The sequence below is a fragment of the Deinococcus soli (ex Cha et al. 2016) genome, assembly GCF_001007995.1.
GTDB classification, from domain to species: domain Bacteria; phylum Deinococcota; class Deinococci; order Deinococcales; family Deinococcaceae; genus Deinococcus; species Deinococcus soli.
This window is the reverse complement of the sequence record NZ_CP011389.1, coordinates 2,473,009-2,488,802: the sequence shown is the minus strand read 5'-3', so window position 1 is coordinate 2,488,802 and position 15,794 is coordinate 2,473,009. Positions and strand designations below refer to the sequence as shown.

The 15,794-nt window shown below is 72.3% G+C and carries 14 protein-coding genes; 6 read left to right on the top strand and 8 right to left on the bottom strand.

Features of this window, described 5'->3' with window-relative positions; translation table 11 throughout:
- Nucleotides 1-85: 85 nt before the first annotated feature.
- The 3 genes from tatC to SY84_RS12140 all read right to left on the bottom strand — a co-directional run bounded on the left by tatC (nucleotide 86) and on the right by SY84_RS12140 (nucleotide 2,195).
- On the bottom strand, nucleotides 86-868 hold the full coding sequence (gene tatC / locus SY84_RS12150; RefSeq protein WP_046844227.1) for a twin-arginine translocase subunit TatC: 783 nt from the start codon (nucleotides 866-868) through the stop codon (nucleotides 86-88).
- A gap of 20 nt (nucleotides 869-888) precedes the next feature.
- Nucleotides 889-1,116 (bottom strand): twin-arginine translocase TatA/TatE family subunit, encoded by a 228-nt coding sequence (tatA, locus tag SY84_RS12145; RefSeq protein WP_046844226.1) that lies wholly within the window; start codon nucleotides 1,114-1,116, stop codon nucleotides 889-891.
- A 350-nt stretch (nucleotides 1,117-1,466) separates the two neighbouring features.
- Nucleotides 1,467-2,195, bottom strand: a complete 729-nt coding sequence (locus tag SY84_RS12140) for an SDR family oxidoreductase (protein ID WP_046844225.1) — start codon at nucleotides 2,193-2,195, stop codon at nucleotides 1,467-1,469.
- Between the two features lie 49 nt (nucleotides 2,196-2,244).
- Here SY84_RS12140 and SY84_RS15980 point away from each other — a divergent pair, with 49 nt between their 5' ends.
- The gene (locus tag SY84_RS15980; RefSeq protein WP_157882976.1) at nucleotides 2,245-2,778 is read left to right on the top strand and encodes a hypothetical protein; all 534 of its coding nucleotides are present in this window, start codon (nucleotides 2,245-2,247) and stop codon (nucleotides 2,776-2,778) included.
- 70 nt (nucleotides 2,779-2,848) lie between these two features.
- Entirely contained in the window at nucleotides 2,849-5,404 is a 2,556-nt protein-coding gene (gene mutS, locus SY84_RS12130) for a DNA mismatch repair protein MutS (RefSeq protein ID WP_046844224.1), read from the top strand.
- Nucleotides 5,405-5,458: 54 nt separating this feature from the next.
- Here mutS and SY84_RS12125 read toward each other — a convergent pair whose 3' ends face one another.
- Nucleotides 5,459-6,076, bottom strand: a complete 618-nt coding sequence (locus tag SY84_RS12125; protein ID WP_046844223.1) for an NAD(P)H-dependent oxidoreductase — start codon at nucleotides 6,074-6,076, stop codon at nucleotides 5,459-5,461.
- A gap of 126 nt (nucleotides 6,077-6,202) precedes the next feature.
- Between SY84_RS12125 and SY84_RS12120 the strand changes: the two genes are divergently transcribed.
- Nucleotides 6,203-6,808 (top strand): TetR/AcrR family transcriptional regulator, encoded by a 606-nt coding sequence (locus tag SY84_RS12120; protein ID WP_046844222.1) that lies wholly within the window; start codon nucleotides 6,203-6,205, stop codon nucleotides 6,806-6,808.
- Nucleotides 6,809-6,847: 39 nt separating this feature from the next.
- A complete protein-coding gene (mutL, locus tag SY84_RS12115; RefSeq protein WP_046844221.1) occupies nucleotides 6,848-8,518 on the top strand; it encodes a DNA mismatch repair endonuclease MutL in 1,671 nt (556 codons plus the stop codon).
- Here mutL and SY84_RS12110 read toward each other — a convergent pair.
- The 4 genes from SY84_RS12110 to SY84_RS12095 all read right to left on the bottom strand — a co-directional run bounded on the left by SY84_RS12110 (nucleotide 8,505) and on the right by SY84_RS12095 (nucleotide 11,931).
- Nucleotides 8,505-9,128, bottom strand: a complete 624-nt coding sequence (locus tag SY84_RS12110; protein WP_052751147.1) for a hypothetical protein — start codon at nucleotides 9,126-9,128, stop codon at nucleotides 8,505-8,507. The genes mutL and SY84_RS12110 overlap by 14 nt on opposite strands.
- A gap of 214 nt (nucleotides 9,129-9,342) precedes the next feature.
- Nucleotides 9,343-9,714, bottom strand: coding sequence for a hypothetical protein (locus SY84_RS12105; protein ID WP_046844220.1), 372 nt, complete (start codon nucleotides 9,712-9,714; stop codon nucleotides 9,343-9,345).
- A gap of 244 nt (nucleotides 9,715-9,958) precedes the next feature.
- Nucleotides 9,959-10,975, bottom strand: a complete 1,017-nt coding sequence (gene mltG / locus SY84_RS12100; RefSeq protein WP_245621336.1) for an endolytic transglycosylase MltG — start codon at nucleotides 10,973-10,975, stop codon at nucleotides 9,959-9,961.
- Nucleotides 10,972-11,931 (bottom strand): carbohydrate kinase family protein, encoded by a 960-nt coding sequence (locus tag SY84_RS12095; protein ID WP_046844219.1) that lies wholly within the window; start codon nucleotides 11,929-11,931, stop codon nucleotides 10,972-10,974. The genes mltG and SY84_RS12095 overlap by 4 nt, the downstream gene beginning before the upstream one ends.
- A 286-nt stretch (nucleotides 11,932-12,217) precedes the next feature.
- Here SY84_RS12095 and SY84_RS12090 point away from each other — a divergent pair, with 286 nt between their 5' ends.
- Complete coding sequence (locus SY84_RS12090) at nucleotides 12,218-13,447, top strand: sensor histidine kinase (RefSeq protein WP_052751146.1); 1,230 nt, start codon at nucleotides 12,218-12,220, stop codon at nucleotides 13,445-13,447.
- A 258-nt stretch (nucleotides 13,448-13,705) separates the two neighbouring features.
- Complete coding sequence (locus SY84_RS12085; protein WP_157882975.1) at nucleotides 13,706-15,778, top strand: cation:proton antiporter; 2,073 nt, start codon at nucleotides 13,706-13,708, stop codon at nucleotides 15,776-15,778.
- Nucleotides 15,779-15,794: the final 16 nt, after the last annotated feature.

Genomic DNA, 15,794 nt, shown 5'->3' with positions numbered 1-15,794 from the left:
TGTAGAGCTTCGGCCGTGGGAACGCGGCCCGCCCGCCCGGAGGCAGGGGGCCGCGTTCAGTGGGATGGGATCAGAAACGCCGGGTTCAGAAGCTCAGTGGGGCGGGCGTCTCGGTCTCCTCGGTGGGAATGACGCGGAACACGCGCGAGAGGATCACGCTGAGTTCGTACAGGACGTACAGCGGCACAGCGACGAGCAGCATGTTCATGGGGTCCGGGGTGGGCGTGATGACAGCAGCAGCGAGCATGATCACGATCAGCGCGATGCGCCACCCGGCACGCAGCATGGTGTGGTTCACGACCCCGATGCGGGTCAGGATCACGGCCAGGATGGGCATCTCGAATGCCAGCCCGAAGGAGATCAGGAACGTCATGACCACGCCGATGTAGTCACGCAGGTTCAGCAGGGGCGTGACGGTCCCGGCCAGGAAGTCCAGCAGGAACCCGACCATGGTGGGCAGCACCAGGAAGTACCCGAACACCGCGCCGCCCAGGAAGGACAGGCCCGCGCCGATCACGAAGGGCAGCGCCCAGCGGCGTTCCTGCGGGTACAGGCCGGGCGCGATGAAGCCCCACACCTGCCCCAGGATGAACGGCAGGGCCACCGCGAAGCCCGCCCAGAACGAGAGGCTCAGGGACAGCAGCAGCTGGTCGGTCAGGCCCTGCGTGACCACCTGCACCACGCCGTCCCGGTACTGCTCGCTGGCCTGCAGCGGTACCTTGACCGCCTCGATGAGCTGCACGCGGAACTGGAACGCGACGATCAGGCCGACGGCCAGGAAGATCACGCTGATGATGATCCGCCTGCGCAGTTCATCCAGGTGGTCGAACAGCGGCGCGCTGCTCAGGTCTTGGGTGGGGGTGGACATCACGCGCTCCTTGCCGGGGCTCAGCGGCGTTCGCTGACGGGATCGCTGACCGGGGTGACGGGCGTGGCGGTCGCGGGGTCCAGGGGGCGCGAGGGCACGTCGGTGACGTCGTCCTTGTGGTGCGTTTCGCGTTTGAATTCCTTGATGCCCTGTCCGAGGCCCTTCCCGAGTTCCGGGAGTTTCTTGGCACCGAAGATGAGGGCGATGACAGCGATGATCAGGATGATTTCCAGGGGTCCGAGGCTCATGGGGTGCTCCTTGCACTGCCCGCGCGGGCAGAATCGAGTGAGGTGTGGGGGTGCGGGGCCGTCTTACCCTGAAGGTATGCGAGCGGGAGCGAATCGGATGGGGGGCAGCTCACCTATGAAACCTTAATGGGGTTTGGTCAAATGACGGTGAAGGCCGCGCGCGGTCCCCAGCGTGCCCTGGCAGGCGCGGTCCAGATGCCCCGGACCTCCCCTGCTGCACGGATTCCGTCTGTTTCGTCCTCCAACCGGAAGGGCACCGCGTTGCGCACTCCACGCCCGGAACCCTTCTGACTCCCACCCGCTCTGCTCGGATTGACTGGTCCTGGCGAACCATTCCATCGGAGTCCGACTCAGATGCTCCAGCCGCCGTCCACGAGGATCTCCTGACCCGTGATGTACGCCGCCTCGTGCGTGGCGAGAAACGCAATGGCGGCCCCTACCTCGTTCGGCTCGCCGAAGCGCCGCGCGGGAATGCGGGCCTTCAGGCGCTCGGCGTCGGCCGGGTCGGCGTGCAGGGCGTTCAGGCGGTCGGTGGCGGTGTAGCCGGGCGCCACCGTGTTGCACGTCACGCCATCGGCGGCGACTTCCAGCGCCAGGGTCCGCAGGTGGTTCGTGACGGCGGCCCGCATGGCGTTGCTGACCGGCAGGTTCAGCGCGGGGCGGCCCACGGTCAGGCTGGTCACGGCGATGATGCGGCCCCAGCGGCGCTCGCGCATGCCGGGCAGCACGGCGGCGGCCAGCCGCGCGGTGCTCATGAAGGTCGTCTGAAAGCCCTGCCCCCACCCCTCCTCGGTGACGGCGCTGGGCTGCGCGGGGGGCGGCCCACCCGCGTTGCTGACGAGGATGTCCACCTGCCCGGCAGCCTCCACGGCGGCCCGCACGCCGTCCGGGGTGCTCACGTCCGCCACGACCCAGCGCGCGCCGATGGCGTCGGCGGCGCGGCGCAGCACGTCCTCGTTGCGGGCGGCCAGCGTCACCTGCGCGCCCAGGCGGATCAGATCGTGCGCGGCGGCCAGCCCGATGCCACGGCTGCCGCCGGTCACCAGGGCGCGTTTCCCGTTCAGCTGGAAGAGACTCATGCGCCGAGGGTACACCGCGCGGGCCGCCCACACGGCAGGCGGAACTGGCATGCTCGGGGCTATGGGCTGCGACATCCACGAGTATTACGAGATCCGCCGCAACGGCGTGTGGGAGCCAGCCGACCTTCACCCGGTGCCGGACACCCGCGGGATGAGCCAGGAAGAGGAGGACCGGATTTTGAAAGCCCACTGGGCACATCCGCTGGATCTGGACCGGGATTACGACCTGTTCGCCCTGCTGGCGGGCGTCCGCAACACCATCGAGATCGAGCCGATCGCCGCCCCGCGCGGCCTGCCTGACGATCTCAGCGCCGCCCTTCAGGCCGTCTGGACAGAAGTGGAGGTCTGGTGTCATCACCCGTCGTGGCTGACGCTGGACGAGTTGCTGCGCTTCGACTGGGATCAGCCGCTGCGGGATCTCGACCTGAGCGAGGCGGGCGTGAAGCGCCGCCTGGACCGGGAGGTGCGCACCTACCGCGACCTGGGGCAGACCACGGGGCTGCTGAGCCGCGTCGTGCCGTACCTTCAGACCCGGGTGGTGGACCCGGCGGACCTGCGGATGGTGTTCTGGTTCGACAACTGACCGGCCCCTGCGCGGGGCAAGGGTGCGCCTCTCTCCATCCAGGGTGCGGGGGGCGGCTATCCTGCGCGGGATGCGGGCTCAGAATGTCCTGAAGGGAACCGGTTCGGGGGCGCTGCCGCCGATGCTGGAGCAGTACGTGCGGATGCGCGACGAGGTGGCCGAGACGCTGCCGCACGCGCTGCTGCTGTTTCAGGTGGGGGATTTCTACGAGACGTTCGGGGAGGACGCCGAGCGCACCGCGCGGCTGCTGGGGCTGGCCCTGACGCACAAGAGCAGCCGGGATTTCAGTACGCCCATGGCGGGCATTCCGCTGCGGGCGCTGGACAGTCACGTGGAGCGGCTGCTGGCGTGCGGGGTGTGCGTGGCGGTGGCGGATCAGGTGGAGGAGCCGGGCTCGGGCCTGATGGACCGCCGCGTGACGCAATTGCTGACGCCGGGCACCGTGACCGAGGAGCGGCACCTGGGCGCGGACGAGAATTACCTGGCGGCGGTGGCGACCGGGGACGGGTACGCGCTGGCGCTGCTGGACGTCAGTACCGGGGAGTTCCGCTGCGCGGCGTTCCACACCCGCCTCGCGCTGTACGACGAGCTGGCGCGCTGCCGGGCGCGGGAGGTGCTGCTCGCGCCGGAACTGTCGGGGAACGCCGCGCTGCTGGCGGATTTCCAGGCGAGATTCCCGGTGATGCTCTCCCCGGCCAGTTTCGAGGAGGCGGACGCGCTGGAGGCGCTGCGGGCCACGCTGGGTGAGGTGCCGCCCAGCCTCGCGTCGGGGGCGCTGCGGCGGGCGTGCGGGGCGGTGCTGGGGTACGCGCGGGTGACGCAGCAGGGGCGGCTGGACATGGTGCGGCGCGTGGTGCGTTTCGAGCCGGGCGCGCACATGCGCCTGCCGGACGCGGCGGTGCGGGCGCTGGAGCTGTTCCAGGCGCAGTCCCCGCAGGGCCGCACGCTGACGGACGTGCTGGGGCAGACGCGCACGGCGGGCGGGCGGCGCCGCCTGCGGGCGTGGCTGCGCGCGCCGCTGCTGGACGAGCTGAGCATCCGGGCGCGGCTGGACGCGGTGGAGGCCCTGACGCGCGCCCCGGATCTGCGCGGCGCGGTGCGGTCCCTGCTGTACCGCGCGCATGACCTGGAGCGGCTGGCGGCGCGGGTCTCGACCCGGCGGGCCGCGCCGCGTGAGGTGGCGGCCCTGGCCCGCACGCTGGACCTGCTGCCCGAGGCGACCGAGCTGCTGGGCGCGCAGGGGGGCCTGCTGGGCGGTGTGCGCGAGCGCCTGTCGGCCCTGCCGGACGTCGTGACCCGCATCCGCGCCGCGCTGGTGGACGAGCCGCCCATCCGCGTGGGTGAGGGGGGCCTGATCCGTGACGGCTTCCACGCCGAGCTGGACGAGCTGCGCGCCGCTGCGATCGGGCACCGCGCGTGGCTGGCGGACCTGGAGGTCAGCGAGCGGCAGCGCACCGGAATTGGCAGCCTGAAGGTGAGTTACAACAGCGTGTTCGGGTACTACCTGGAGGTCACGGGCGCGCACCTGGGCAAGGTGCCCGCCGATTACCGGCAGGTGGCGACCCTGAAGGACCGCGCGCGGTTCACCCGCCCGGACCTGCGCGAGCGCGAGCGGGAGATCGCCCGGCTGGAGGCCGCCGCGAGCCGCCTGGAACAGGAGGTGTTCACCGAGCTGCGCGACAGTCTCGCCGCGCACGCCGAGGCACTGGCCGACGCCGCCGGCGCGCTGAGTGAACTGGACGTGCTGGCCGCGCTGGCCGACGTGGCCGCCGAGCACGGCTGGATTCGCCCCGTGACCAGTGATGGTCCCATGCGGCTGGTGCAGGCGCGGCACCCGGTCGTGGAACGCAGCCTGGGCGGACGCTTCGTGCCGAACGACGTGCACCTTGATCCCGCGCGGCGCGCGGTGCTGCTGACCGGACCGAACATGGCGGGGAAGAGCACGTACCTGCGCACCGCCGCGCTGTGCGCCCTGCTGCATCAGATCGGCTCGTTCGTGCCCGCCGACCACGCCGCACTGCCCGTTTACGACGCCGTGCACACCCGCATCGGCGCCAGTGACGACCTCGCGGGCGGACGCTCCACGTTCATGGTCGAGATGAGCGAACTCGCCGCGATCCTCCACGGCGCCACACACGCCAGCCTCGTGATTCTCGACGAGATCGGGCGCGGCACGAGCACCCTCGACGGGCTCGCCATCGCGCAGGCCGCGCTGGAACACCTGCACGCCGCCGGGGCGCACACGCTGTTCGCCACGCATTACTTCGAACTCACGCGGCTGGAAACCGACCTGCCCGGCCTCGTGAACCTCCACGTCGCCGCCGAGGAAGTGCAGCTTGAGAACGGCGCCGCCGGGAGCGGGGGCCTGACCTTCTACCATCAGGTCGTGCCCGGCGCCGCCCGCCAGAGTTACGGCGTGGAGGTCGCCCGCCTCGCCGGACTGCCCGGGGGCGTCACCAGCCGCGCCGCGCGCCTGCTGACCGCGCTGGGCGCGCAGGGGGCCGACACGCGCCTCACGCGGGAACTCGCCACCCTGGATCTGGCCCGGCTGACACCCATGCAGGCCCTCGACCTGCTCCACCGCTGGCAGCGCGAGGTGACCGGCGCGCAGACCACGAGCCCCTGAGAGAAGCGGTGCACGGGGCTCCGTGCGCTGTGAGTGGGAAGTGAACAGTGGGGATCAGCGGGTCGGGTGGGGGATGGACTGAGGCCTGCCGGTCCGGCGGTGGTCACGGGCTGCGAGGACCGCGACGTAATCGAGCCAGCGCTGACGCTGCTGCGGGGTGCTGGTGCGGACAGGGCCCAGGCGGGTGACGCGGACGGGACGGAGGCCGCTGAAGCTGAGGGTGCTGCGGGCGACGGTGTTCACGGCGCTGTCGCGCATGACGGCGCGCAGGTACCACGCGGGGCTGTCGCTGGTGACGATCAGCCGGGCGGTGCGGCCCGTGAGCAGGCGCTCGGGAAAGGCGTGGCCCTCGCGGTAGCGGAAGGCGAAGCCGGGCTGGAACGCCCGGTCGATGAAGCCCTTGAGGAGTGCGGGGGGCGCGCCCCACCAGACGGGATAGGCCAGGCACAGGTGGGTGCTCCAGCGCAGGAGGTCCTGGGCGCGTTTCAGGTCGGGTTCCAGGGGCTGCCCGGCGTGATAGCCGGCGTACAGGTGGGGGTCAAAGTGCAGGTCGCTCAGGGCGAGGGTCTGCACCCGGGCTCCGGCGGCGCGTGCGGCGTCAGCGTAGTGGGCGGCGAGGGCGTGGCTGAGGCTGCCGGGGCGGGGGTGGCCGCTGATGACGAGGGTGTTCATGGGCTGGGCTCCGGGGGTGACGTGGGGCGTCCGCGTGCGCTGAGGGTGCACGGCAGCTGAGGGCAGAACTTCCATCTTGACACTGTCAAATTGCAGCTGGTTTCAGCGTGCGCCATCATGTTGACAATGTCAAGTTCCACCTCTGCGGCCCGCGCCTACCATCACGGTGACCTGCGCGCCGCTCTGCTGGCCGCCGCCCGCGACCTGCTGCGCACCCACCCCGCCCGCAGCCTCAGCCTGCGCGAGGTCGCCCGCCGCGCCGGGGTCAGCCACGCCGCGCCCGCCCATCACTTCGGGGACCGCCAGGGCCTGCTCGTGGCGCTGGCGCTGACGTGCATGACCGAGTTCGTCACCGCGCAGGAGCAGGCCGCCGCCACCCCCGATGCGCTCGGGAACCTGCTGGGTGTCGGCGTGGCGTACGTCGCGTACGCCGCGCAACACCCGCAGGCATTCACGCTGATCTTCGACCCGGAGATCTGCCCGCCAGACCGCCCCTCACCGCTGACCCCCCTGATCGAACGCAACCACGCGCTGCTGGACAGCCTGATCCGGGCGGCCCTGCACGCCGGGCAGCTCCGCAGCGACCAGCCACAGGCCCTCGCGGCGGCGCTGTGGGGGACCGTGCACGGCCTCGCGCAGCTGGTCCTGCTGGGTCACCTCCCCCCTGACGCCGTCCCGGCCGCGCTGCACGCCCTGCTGACCGCCGTCCCCGGCCCGCAGAACGCGACCTGAGGCAGGAAGTGCGGGTGCGGGAACCGCTACCCTGACCGGGTGACCTCGCCTGACATTCACGTTCTCCCGGCCCACGTGGCGCGCCTGATCGCGGCCGGTGAGGTGGTGTCGCGCCCACTGGACGTGGTGCGGGAACTGGTGGACAACGCGCTGGACGCCGGGGCGACCCGCATCGAGGTCGAGGTGGACGGCGGGGGCCTGCGGCTGGTGCGGGTGCGGGACAACGGAGCGGGCATTCCGGCGGGGTCGGTGGGTCTGGCACCGCTGCGACACGCGACGAGCAAGCTGTCCCCGCAGGCCAGGTCCGTGGACGGCGTGACGACGCTGGGCTTCCGGGGCGAGGCGCTGTGGGCGGCGGCGCAGGCCGGGGAACTGCACGTGGTGTCGCGTCCGGCGGCGCAGGTGGGTGCCTGCGAGGTGCTGGCCCAGGGCGAGGACGTGCAGGTGGCCCGCGCGTCCGCCCCGGCCGGAACGACCGTGACGGTGCGCAGCCTGTTCGCGCGGCTGCCCGCGCGGCTGCGGACGCAGGCCCCGGCGGCATCCGAGGTGCGGGAGGTGACGGCGCTGCTGGGCCGCTACGTGCTGCACCATCCGGCCCTGCACTGGCGGCTGACGGTGGACGGCGAGGTGCGCCTGACACACGCCCCCAGCGATCACCGGGGCGCGGTGGCGAGCGTGTACGGCCCGCTGAGCGCGAACCGCGTCCTGGCTGTTTCGGGCGAGGGGGTGGGCGGGGTGGTGTCGCGCCCGGAGTTGACGCGGGCGCGGCGCGACCGGATGCATTTCAGCGTGAACGGTCGGCCCGTGCTGGCCCCGCCGGACCTGGAACGCGCCGTGATCGAGGGCTTCGCGGAGCTCCTCCCGGCGGGTGTGGCGCCGCTGTGCGTGCTGGACGTGACGGTCGCGCCGGAGGATCACAACCCGAACGTGCACCCGGCGAAGCAGGTGGTGGCGCTGGCGGACCTGACGGGCGTGGCGGCGCGGGTGCGGGCGGCGGTGGCAGCGGCCCTGGCGACGCATCCGCTGGCGCGGGCGCTGCCGGAGTTGCGCCCGGCGGCACAGCCCGCCCCGGCACCGGGGCACGCGGCGTTCCCGGCGTTGACGCTGCTGGGCGTGTATCAGGAGCTGTACCTGCTCGCGCAGGGCGAGGGGGACCTGTGGGTGGTGGACGCGCACGCGGCGCACGAACGCGCCCTGTTCGAGCACCTGACCCGCGCACTGGACGCCGAGCACCCGGCGGAACTGCCCGAGCCGGAGCTGCTGCACCTGACCCCCGAGCAGCTGGCGCGTCTGCACGAGCGCGGCCCCGAGTTGCAGGCCTGGGGCCTGACCATCGAGGACTTCGGGGCGGGACTGGCCCGCCTGCGCACCTTGCCCGCCGCGCTGGCCCCCCTGAACGTCCCGAGGTTGCACGAGCAGATCGTCGAGAGTGCGCTGGGGGACGGTCCGGACCCGCGCCGGGCGGTGCTGGCTCAGCTGGCCTGCGCGCCTGCCCTGAAAGCCGGGATGCTGGACCTGGGGCGGGGTCAGGCGGTGCTGGACGCCCTGGCAGGCTGCGAGCACCCGTGGGCGTGCCCGCACGGGCGGCCCACGGTGCTGCGCCTCAGCGAGCGGGACCTGGCGCACGCGTTCGGGCGGCGGGGCGCGCGGGACGTGCCGCGCGGGCGGGACGCCGCGCCGACCGGCGGGCCGGGGGTCAGCGGTTCCTGAACGCGCTGCGCTGACCGCTGAACAACGCAGGGAAGGTCGCGCGGGCGTCGCGGGTCAGGACCGGCTGCACCCAGTACGGCAGGTTCACGGTGGCGTTGCGGATCTCGAAGCGGCCGTCGCGGCTCTCGGTGGTCACGCCGGTCCAGCCGGGCCGCAGCGTCAGGTTGTAGTACGTGTTCAGGCCCGCGCAGCGCCCCCGCAGGGTGACCGTGCGGTCGCTGTACACCCACTGCCCGCGCTGCGTGGCGACGGTCGGGTGATCCGCCTGCACCAGGGTCGCCACGGCGTTCGACGCGGCGCCGAACAGCAGCAGCGTCTCAGCGGTGTACGTGCGGGCCCCGGCGGGCTGCACGGTCACGCCGTCACACACGTCCAGCGGCTGCACCGGGGGTCTGAATCCGGACGGCACGACGACGTTGAACCGCTCGCCCTTCAGGGGGCCCATGCCGAGCAGCCAGCCGCCCCCCAGGTTGGTGAGCAGCACGGTCAGCGGCCCGCTGCCGAGCGGCCGGGCCTGGGCGGGGTTACGCAGCTGCCCGCCCAGGCTGAACGAGGCAGCGGGGGCCAGGGTGACGGTGCCGAGCAGGAAGGTCATCAGGACGCGCTTCATGCCCCGCAGGCTGCGACGCGTCCGTCAATCACGTGTCGGCCAGCGTGAACTTCATCACGTGCCGGGGCGCGCACCGGACACCTGGACGAGGAGCGGAAGGCCGCAGGACTCCACTGTCAAGCTCCGCAGGAAAGCGAGTGGGGCCTGCCGGGCAGGACAGAAGAAGGAGACCTCAGGAAGACCGGCGCCTGAGGCCTCCGTGCGGAGAACTGTTCTAGAAGTGCGTGCGGAACGTTCCCCCACGCGCGCCAGTGCGGCGCCCGGAAGGGCGGCGTCCGGCCGCCGGGCGTTCCGTGGGACGGGCGGCGCCACGCCGCGTGAGGTCCAGGTACACGAGGCGCAGCAGCTCCCAGCGTTTCAGGCCGGGTTTGTGGCGCTGCTTGCCGACCACCTGGCGTTCCAGCGCGGCGCGGTTGCCGTTCAGGGCGGCCAGGACCCGCGCTTCCCAGTACACGTCCTGCGCACTGTCGCGGCGGCCAGGACCGCGCGGAATCCGCTCGTAGCGTTCACCGCCGCCCAGCACGCGGCGCAGCAGGAGGGCCGCGGCCGCCAGGCCAGCGACCAGCAGCAGCGTTGTCAGGATCATGTCCGTACTGTACCGGGCGCAGGCGGGTTTCGTGACGAAGTTTGTCACGTCGTCAGCTGCAGGTCAGACAGGTGTGGCCTGCCTGCGGTCCACGCAAGTCACAGCGGTTTTCAGCTGCACTGAGGGGCCAGCAGCAGGCCCGTGCACTCCACGGCCAGCCACTGTCATGTCAGATCCTCACTCCGCAGCAGTCAGAGGCCGTGAGGACTTCTCTCACGGCCTCTGACTGCTGTGCGCGCGGTGGTCAGCGGTACCGGGCGATGTCGCGGTTGTGTTCGGCGTAGGTGTGGTTCACGTAGATGTTGCCGTTCAGCCCGTGCAGGAAGTACACGGCGTCCCGGCCGTCTGGGAGGGTCCGCTTCGGGCTGAGGACGGCGAGGAGCGCGGCCTGTCCGGGGTTGTTGATGGGTCCGGCGGGCAGGCCGGCGCGGGTGTACGTGGAGTAGGGGGTGTCCTTCGTGAAGTCCCCGGCGCTGCGGTCGAGTTCCGGGAGGTCCTTGCCCAGGCCGTAGGCGACGGTGGGGTCGCTGCCCAGGGTCATGCCGTCGCGCAGGCGGTTCAGGAACACCCCGGCGATGATGGGCATCTCGGCGTCGTTGGCGGCCTCGGCCTGAACCATGCTGGCCAGGATCACCCAGTCGCGGACGCTCAGGCCCAGCTTTTTGGCGCTGGCGACGCGTTCGGGCGTGAATTCCTGGTTCATGCGGTCCAGCAGGGTCTGCACGATCTGCCGCGGGGTGGCCTGGGGGCGCAGGTCGTACGTGGCGGGGAACAGGAACCCCTCGAGGTTCGGCTGCCTGCCGCCCGCGTGGGGGCTGAGGCTGGCATCGTTCAGGACCTTCAGGATGGCCGCGCCGTCGAACCCGGCCTTCTGGAAGATGGCGCTCAGGTCGCGCACGCGCCGCCCCTCGGGGATGGTGACGCTGACGGTGGGAATGCGGGCGGGCCCGGCGAGCTTCTCGGCGACCTGCTCGGCGGTCATGGTGCCGCTGAGGTCGTACAGGCCCTCTTTCAGGCTGCCGGCGGTGCCGCTGCGGCGCATCAGGAAGCGCAGCACGTCGCCGTTCTTCACGATCCGCTGCGCCTGCAGCGTGCCCGCCACGCCCGCCAGGGTGTCGCCGGGTTTGACTTCCAGGGTGTACGCGGGGCCGCCCGCTGGCCCCAGGAGGCCGCGTACGTACCACAGGGCCCCGCCGAGCGCGCCGAACAGCAGCAGCGTGAAGACGGCCAGGACGCGCAGGCAGCCGGCACCACGCCTCACGCGGCCCCCGCGGCGTGCGTGGCGATGCGGTTCAGGAGGTCCTCGTCGGTGGGGGGGCGCGCCCCGAAGCGCGACACGACCCAGCCGCCGACCTGCACGGCCAGCTGCGCGGCCCGCACGGCGTCCCCGTGGGTCAGCCAGCCGGTCAGGAACGCGCCGCCGAAGGCGTCTCCGGCACCCGTGGCGTCCACGGCGCGCTCGTTCGTGGCGGGCACCTGCACGCGGGCCTGGGCGGGGCCCTCGATCAGCACGCCGTCCTCGTCGAGTTTCATGACGATCAGCGCGTCCGGGAAGCGCGTGCGGAACCAGTCCATGGCGTCACCTCGGTCGCCGCGGCCGCTCATGGCGCGGGCCTCGTCGTCGTTGGGGAACAGCACGTCGACCGGCAGGCGGTCCAGGATGCGCAGGAACACCTCGCGGCCCATGCTCTGGATCATCTGGAAACTGCCCGGGTCGAGGCTCAGGGTGGCGCCGCCCGCGCGGGCCAGCTGCGCGGCGTGCAGCGCGGCCGAGCGGGGCGGGTCGCGGAACAGACTCCAGGCGGTCAGGTGCAGGTGCCCGCAGCGGCGCAGGGTCTCGGTGGGCAGTTCGTGCGGGAGAAGTTCCCAGTCGGCGCCCTGCCCGGTCAGCATGGCGCGCTGCCCGCGCCGGTCGATCAGGCCCAGGATCACGCCGGTGGGGTGCTCGGCGCTCTCGATGACGTCGGCGCTGACGCCCTCGGCCTGGAGTTCCGCGACAGCCAGTTCGCCGAAGCGGTCCTGACCGATCTTCCCGATGAAATGCACGGCGCGCGCGGCCCCGGCGCGGCGGGCCCACACCGCGAGATTGGCGGCGCTTCCGCCGCCCGACAGTTCAATCCTTCCCGTGCTGTCCCCTCCGGGCAGCAGCAGCGTGTCCGGCTTCGCCAGCACGTCCCAGGTCAGGTCCCCCAGCGAAACCAGCGGTCGTTCAGTCATGTCCGCCCGGCAGCATACCGCGCTCCGCCCGGGTTCGGCCGGGGGACCCTTGAGTGGCCCGGCGGGAAATCGCTAGCATGCGCGGCGTGTTCCCCCCCCACGTCCGCACGCTGCCGGGCGCCGCCCGTCCGGGTGGCCGGGTCGGCGGACGCCTCTTTCTTCGCGTCTTCCCTGGCGTCCCCGCTTCCGCCTTCCGCTCTCTCTGTGCGCCTTCTGCGCGCCGCCCGCGTCGCCCGGCACGGTCCGGCCGGGGGGCCACTGTGCCGGGTGACGGACCGCAGGGCACGTGACGCCGGACCGCGCGCCGCTGTGGGACCTGACGCAGCAGAGCCGGGCGAATCTGCTCATGGCGCTGCTGCCGATGCTGCTGTCGGTCCTGCTGATCGTCGCGGCGTTCCTGCCAGCCCGGCGTGACCTGGCGCAGGACGACGCGACGTTGTGGGACCCGCCGTACCAGAAGCTGCTGACCACCCTGGTGCGGTACGCGGCGCTGGAGGTCGGCGGAGACACCCCGGCGGTGACGCTGGACGCCAGGCGGCGCGAGGTGCTGGATCTGCTGGGCTCCAGTCAGCGCTACCCGGACCCTGATGCGGGTGAACAAGAGACAGGCAAGCAGCAGGTGGGCGGGCGCCTACAGGACGTCACGCCGCTGATCGAGCGGCGCACCCCGGCGGACACGCAGCGGGCGCTGCGGATCGTGCTGGCGCTCGATGAACGCAGCCGCGCGCGGCAGGCTCAGGCGCGACTCACCCTGAAGCGGAACCTGCAGGCGCTGGAGAGCACCATGCTGCTCGCGGGGCTCCTGAGCGGGCTGCTGGGCAGCACCCTGATCCTCACGGCGCTGAACCGCGCGGGGTACGAGCGGCACACCCGGGAGCGCAGCGAGTCCCAGCAGCGCGAGGCGCTGGGCATGGCCGCGCACGAGCTGCGCCGACCCATGCAGGCGCTGCTGCTGGCCACCGAGGCGCTGCGGCACACCGACAACGTCCGCGCGCGGGAGAAGCTGCTGCGCAGCATCGAGGGCGCCGCCGACCAGATGGCGCGGCGCAGCGAACTGGAACGCCTGGACGCCATGTACGTGCAGATGACGGCCCTGCCGGTCCTGACGGACCTGACGGCGCTGGTCGCGCGGCACGAGAACATGCGCGTGCGGGTGCGCCGCCCCTCTGGGCCGCTGCTGTGGGTGGTGGACGCCAGCCAGGTGCAGCAGATTGTGGAGAACCTCGTCGAGAACGCCATCAAGTACAGCGACGGGCCGATCACGGTGACGCTGGACCCGCCGACGGCACTGTGGGGGCCGGTGATCCGCGTGACGGACCACGGGCCGGGCCTGCACCCGAGCCTGCACGAGCAGGCGTTCCAGCTGGGCACGCGCCTGGCGACGCACGTGCCGGGGCGGGGGCTGGGGCTCCCGCTGGCGCGGCGGCTGGCGCAGGTGAACCGCGCGGAGATCACGCTGCACGACACGCCGGGCGGCGGACTGGATGTCCGCGTGGCGTTCCACCTGCCGGACTGACCTCCGGCTGGAGTGCTTCCCGGCCGACCGTGACGCCAGGGCGCCGCTGGGGCCCAGCAGCAGAATTCAGAGGTATTGAAGGGGTTCCCCACTACCTCTGAATCGAGCAGAGCGAGCACCTGAACGGGACAGCGGTTGGCAGTGGAGCCCCGGGGCGTGCTCTTGGCTCCTCAATGGAACTGGAAACCGCTGAGGGAAGTACCCTTGAAGTGCCCTTGAAGTCCCCTGGGTTCCGCTCCCGGGCTGTCATGCTGGGGCATGACGGTTCGAGGATGGATGTGGGGGGCGCTGGCGCTGACAGGCGTGGCAGGCGCGGAGGGAACCGCCGCGGAGGCGGCGCACGCGGGACCGCCGGCGTTCCTGGTGCAGCTGACGCTGCTGCTGATCGTGTCGGCGCTGGCCGCCTACGGGTCGTTCCGGCTGCGGCTGCTGCCGATCATCGGGTTCCTCCTGGCCGGGGTGCTGGTGGGGCCGGGCGCGCTGGGCCTGATCCGGGACCCGCAGCTGATCGCGGCGGCGTCGGAGGTCGGGGTGATGCTGCTGCTGTTCACCATCGGGATCGAGTTCAGCCTGGAGCGGCTTTCCAGGATCGCGCGGCTGATCTTCCTGGGGGGCGGGTTGCAGGTGGGCCTGACCGTTCTGGCGGCAGCGGGTGCGCTGCTGGCCCTCGGGGTGGGCGCGGCGGACGCCGCATTCACCGGGTGCCTGCTGGCCCTGTCGAGCACCGCGATCGTGATGAAACTGCTGGGCGAGCGGGGCGAGACGAACGCCCGCACCGGGCAGGTCAGTCTGGGCATCCTGATCTTCCAGGATCTGGCGGTGGTGCTGATGGTGCTGCTGATTCCCATGCTGGCCGGGCAGGGGGGCGGCGCGGCGGGCGTGCTGATCGCACTGGCGAAGGCGGGCGGGATCATCGCGCTGGTGCTCGTCGCGGCGCGGCGGGTGGTGCCGCCCCTGATGGAGGTCGTGGCGCGGACGTGCAGCGCGGAGATCTTCCTGCTGGCGGTCGTGGCGCTGTGCTTCGGCACGGCCAGCCTGACCGCGCTGGCGGGCGTGAGTCTGGCGCTGGGGGCGTTCCTGGCGGGCCTGCTGGTCAGTGAGAGCCGTTACGGCGCGCAGGCGATGGGTGAGATTCTGCCGCTGCAGATCCTGTTCAGCGCGGCGTTCTTCCTGTCGGTGGGGGTGCAGCTGGACCTGCGGTTCGTCCTGAGTCACCTGGGACTGGTGCTGGGCGCGGCGGCGCTGATCACGCTGCTGAAGGTGCTCGTGACGTCCCTCAGCGTGCGGCTGCTGGGTGAGGACTGGCGCACGGCGCTGCCCGTGGCGCTGCTGACCGGGCAGGTCGGGGAGTTCTCGTTCGTGCTCGCCACGACCGGCGCGGCCCTGGGCCTGAGTTTCGCCGGGCTGGGCGAGCAGGGTTCGGGGGTGTTCATCGCCGCGACGGTGCTCCTGATGGCGCTGACCCCGGCCCTGGCGGCACTGGGCGGGCCGCTGCTGGCCCGGCTCCCCTCCCCTGCCCCCGGGGGAGCTGGCACGGCGGCAGCAGGTGCCGGGCCGTCCGGCGGGGAGGCGCACGGGGACGGCGCGCATGGCCTGCCGGTCGCGGGCCGCGTGGTGTTCCTGGGGTACGGCGCGCACGCCCGCCTGTCGGCCCGCGCCCTGAGCCGCGCCGGGCAGCCGTACTCGGTGCTCACCCGCAGTCCGGACGGCGCGAGTGAACTCCAGGGGCGCGGCGCGCCGGTCCTGATCGCGGACTACACCCGCGCGGGGCTGCTGCGGGACCTGGGCATCGACTCGGCCCGCGCGGTGGTCATCGCGGACGACGACACCGAGATGACCGAACGGACCCTGAGTGTGCTGCGCACGGTCGCGCCGCAGGTGCAGGTCATCACGCGCGCCACCTCGCCCGAGGGGTTTGCGGGGTTGCAGGCGCTGGGCGCCCAGCACGTCCTGAGCGCGCACCGGGAGGTCGCGGCAGGCATCCTCGACCTGCTCACCCCGCCGGAGGTCACGCGGGCGCAGCTGTCCCGCCACCTCGCCGAGCACCCGCCCGTGACCCTGAGTGCTGCGCAGCGCGCCCAGTGCGAGCACGCCGCGCACAACGCCGGGCCGGTCACGCCCGAGGCGGACGTGTGCCTGGAGTGCGTGGCCGCCGGGGACACCTGGGTGCACCTGCGGGTGTGCATGACCTGCGGGCACGTCGGCTGCTGCGATTCGAGCAAGAACCGCCACGCGACCCGCCACGCGCAGGGGCAGGGGCACCCGGTCATCCGCAGCGCCGAGCCCGGCGAGGACTGGGCGTACTGCTACGAGCACCGCTGGACGACATGACCTCCGCGTGAACCGA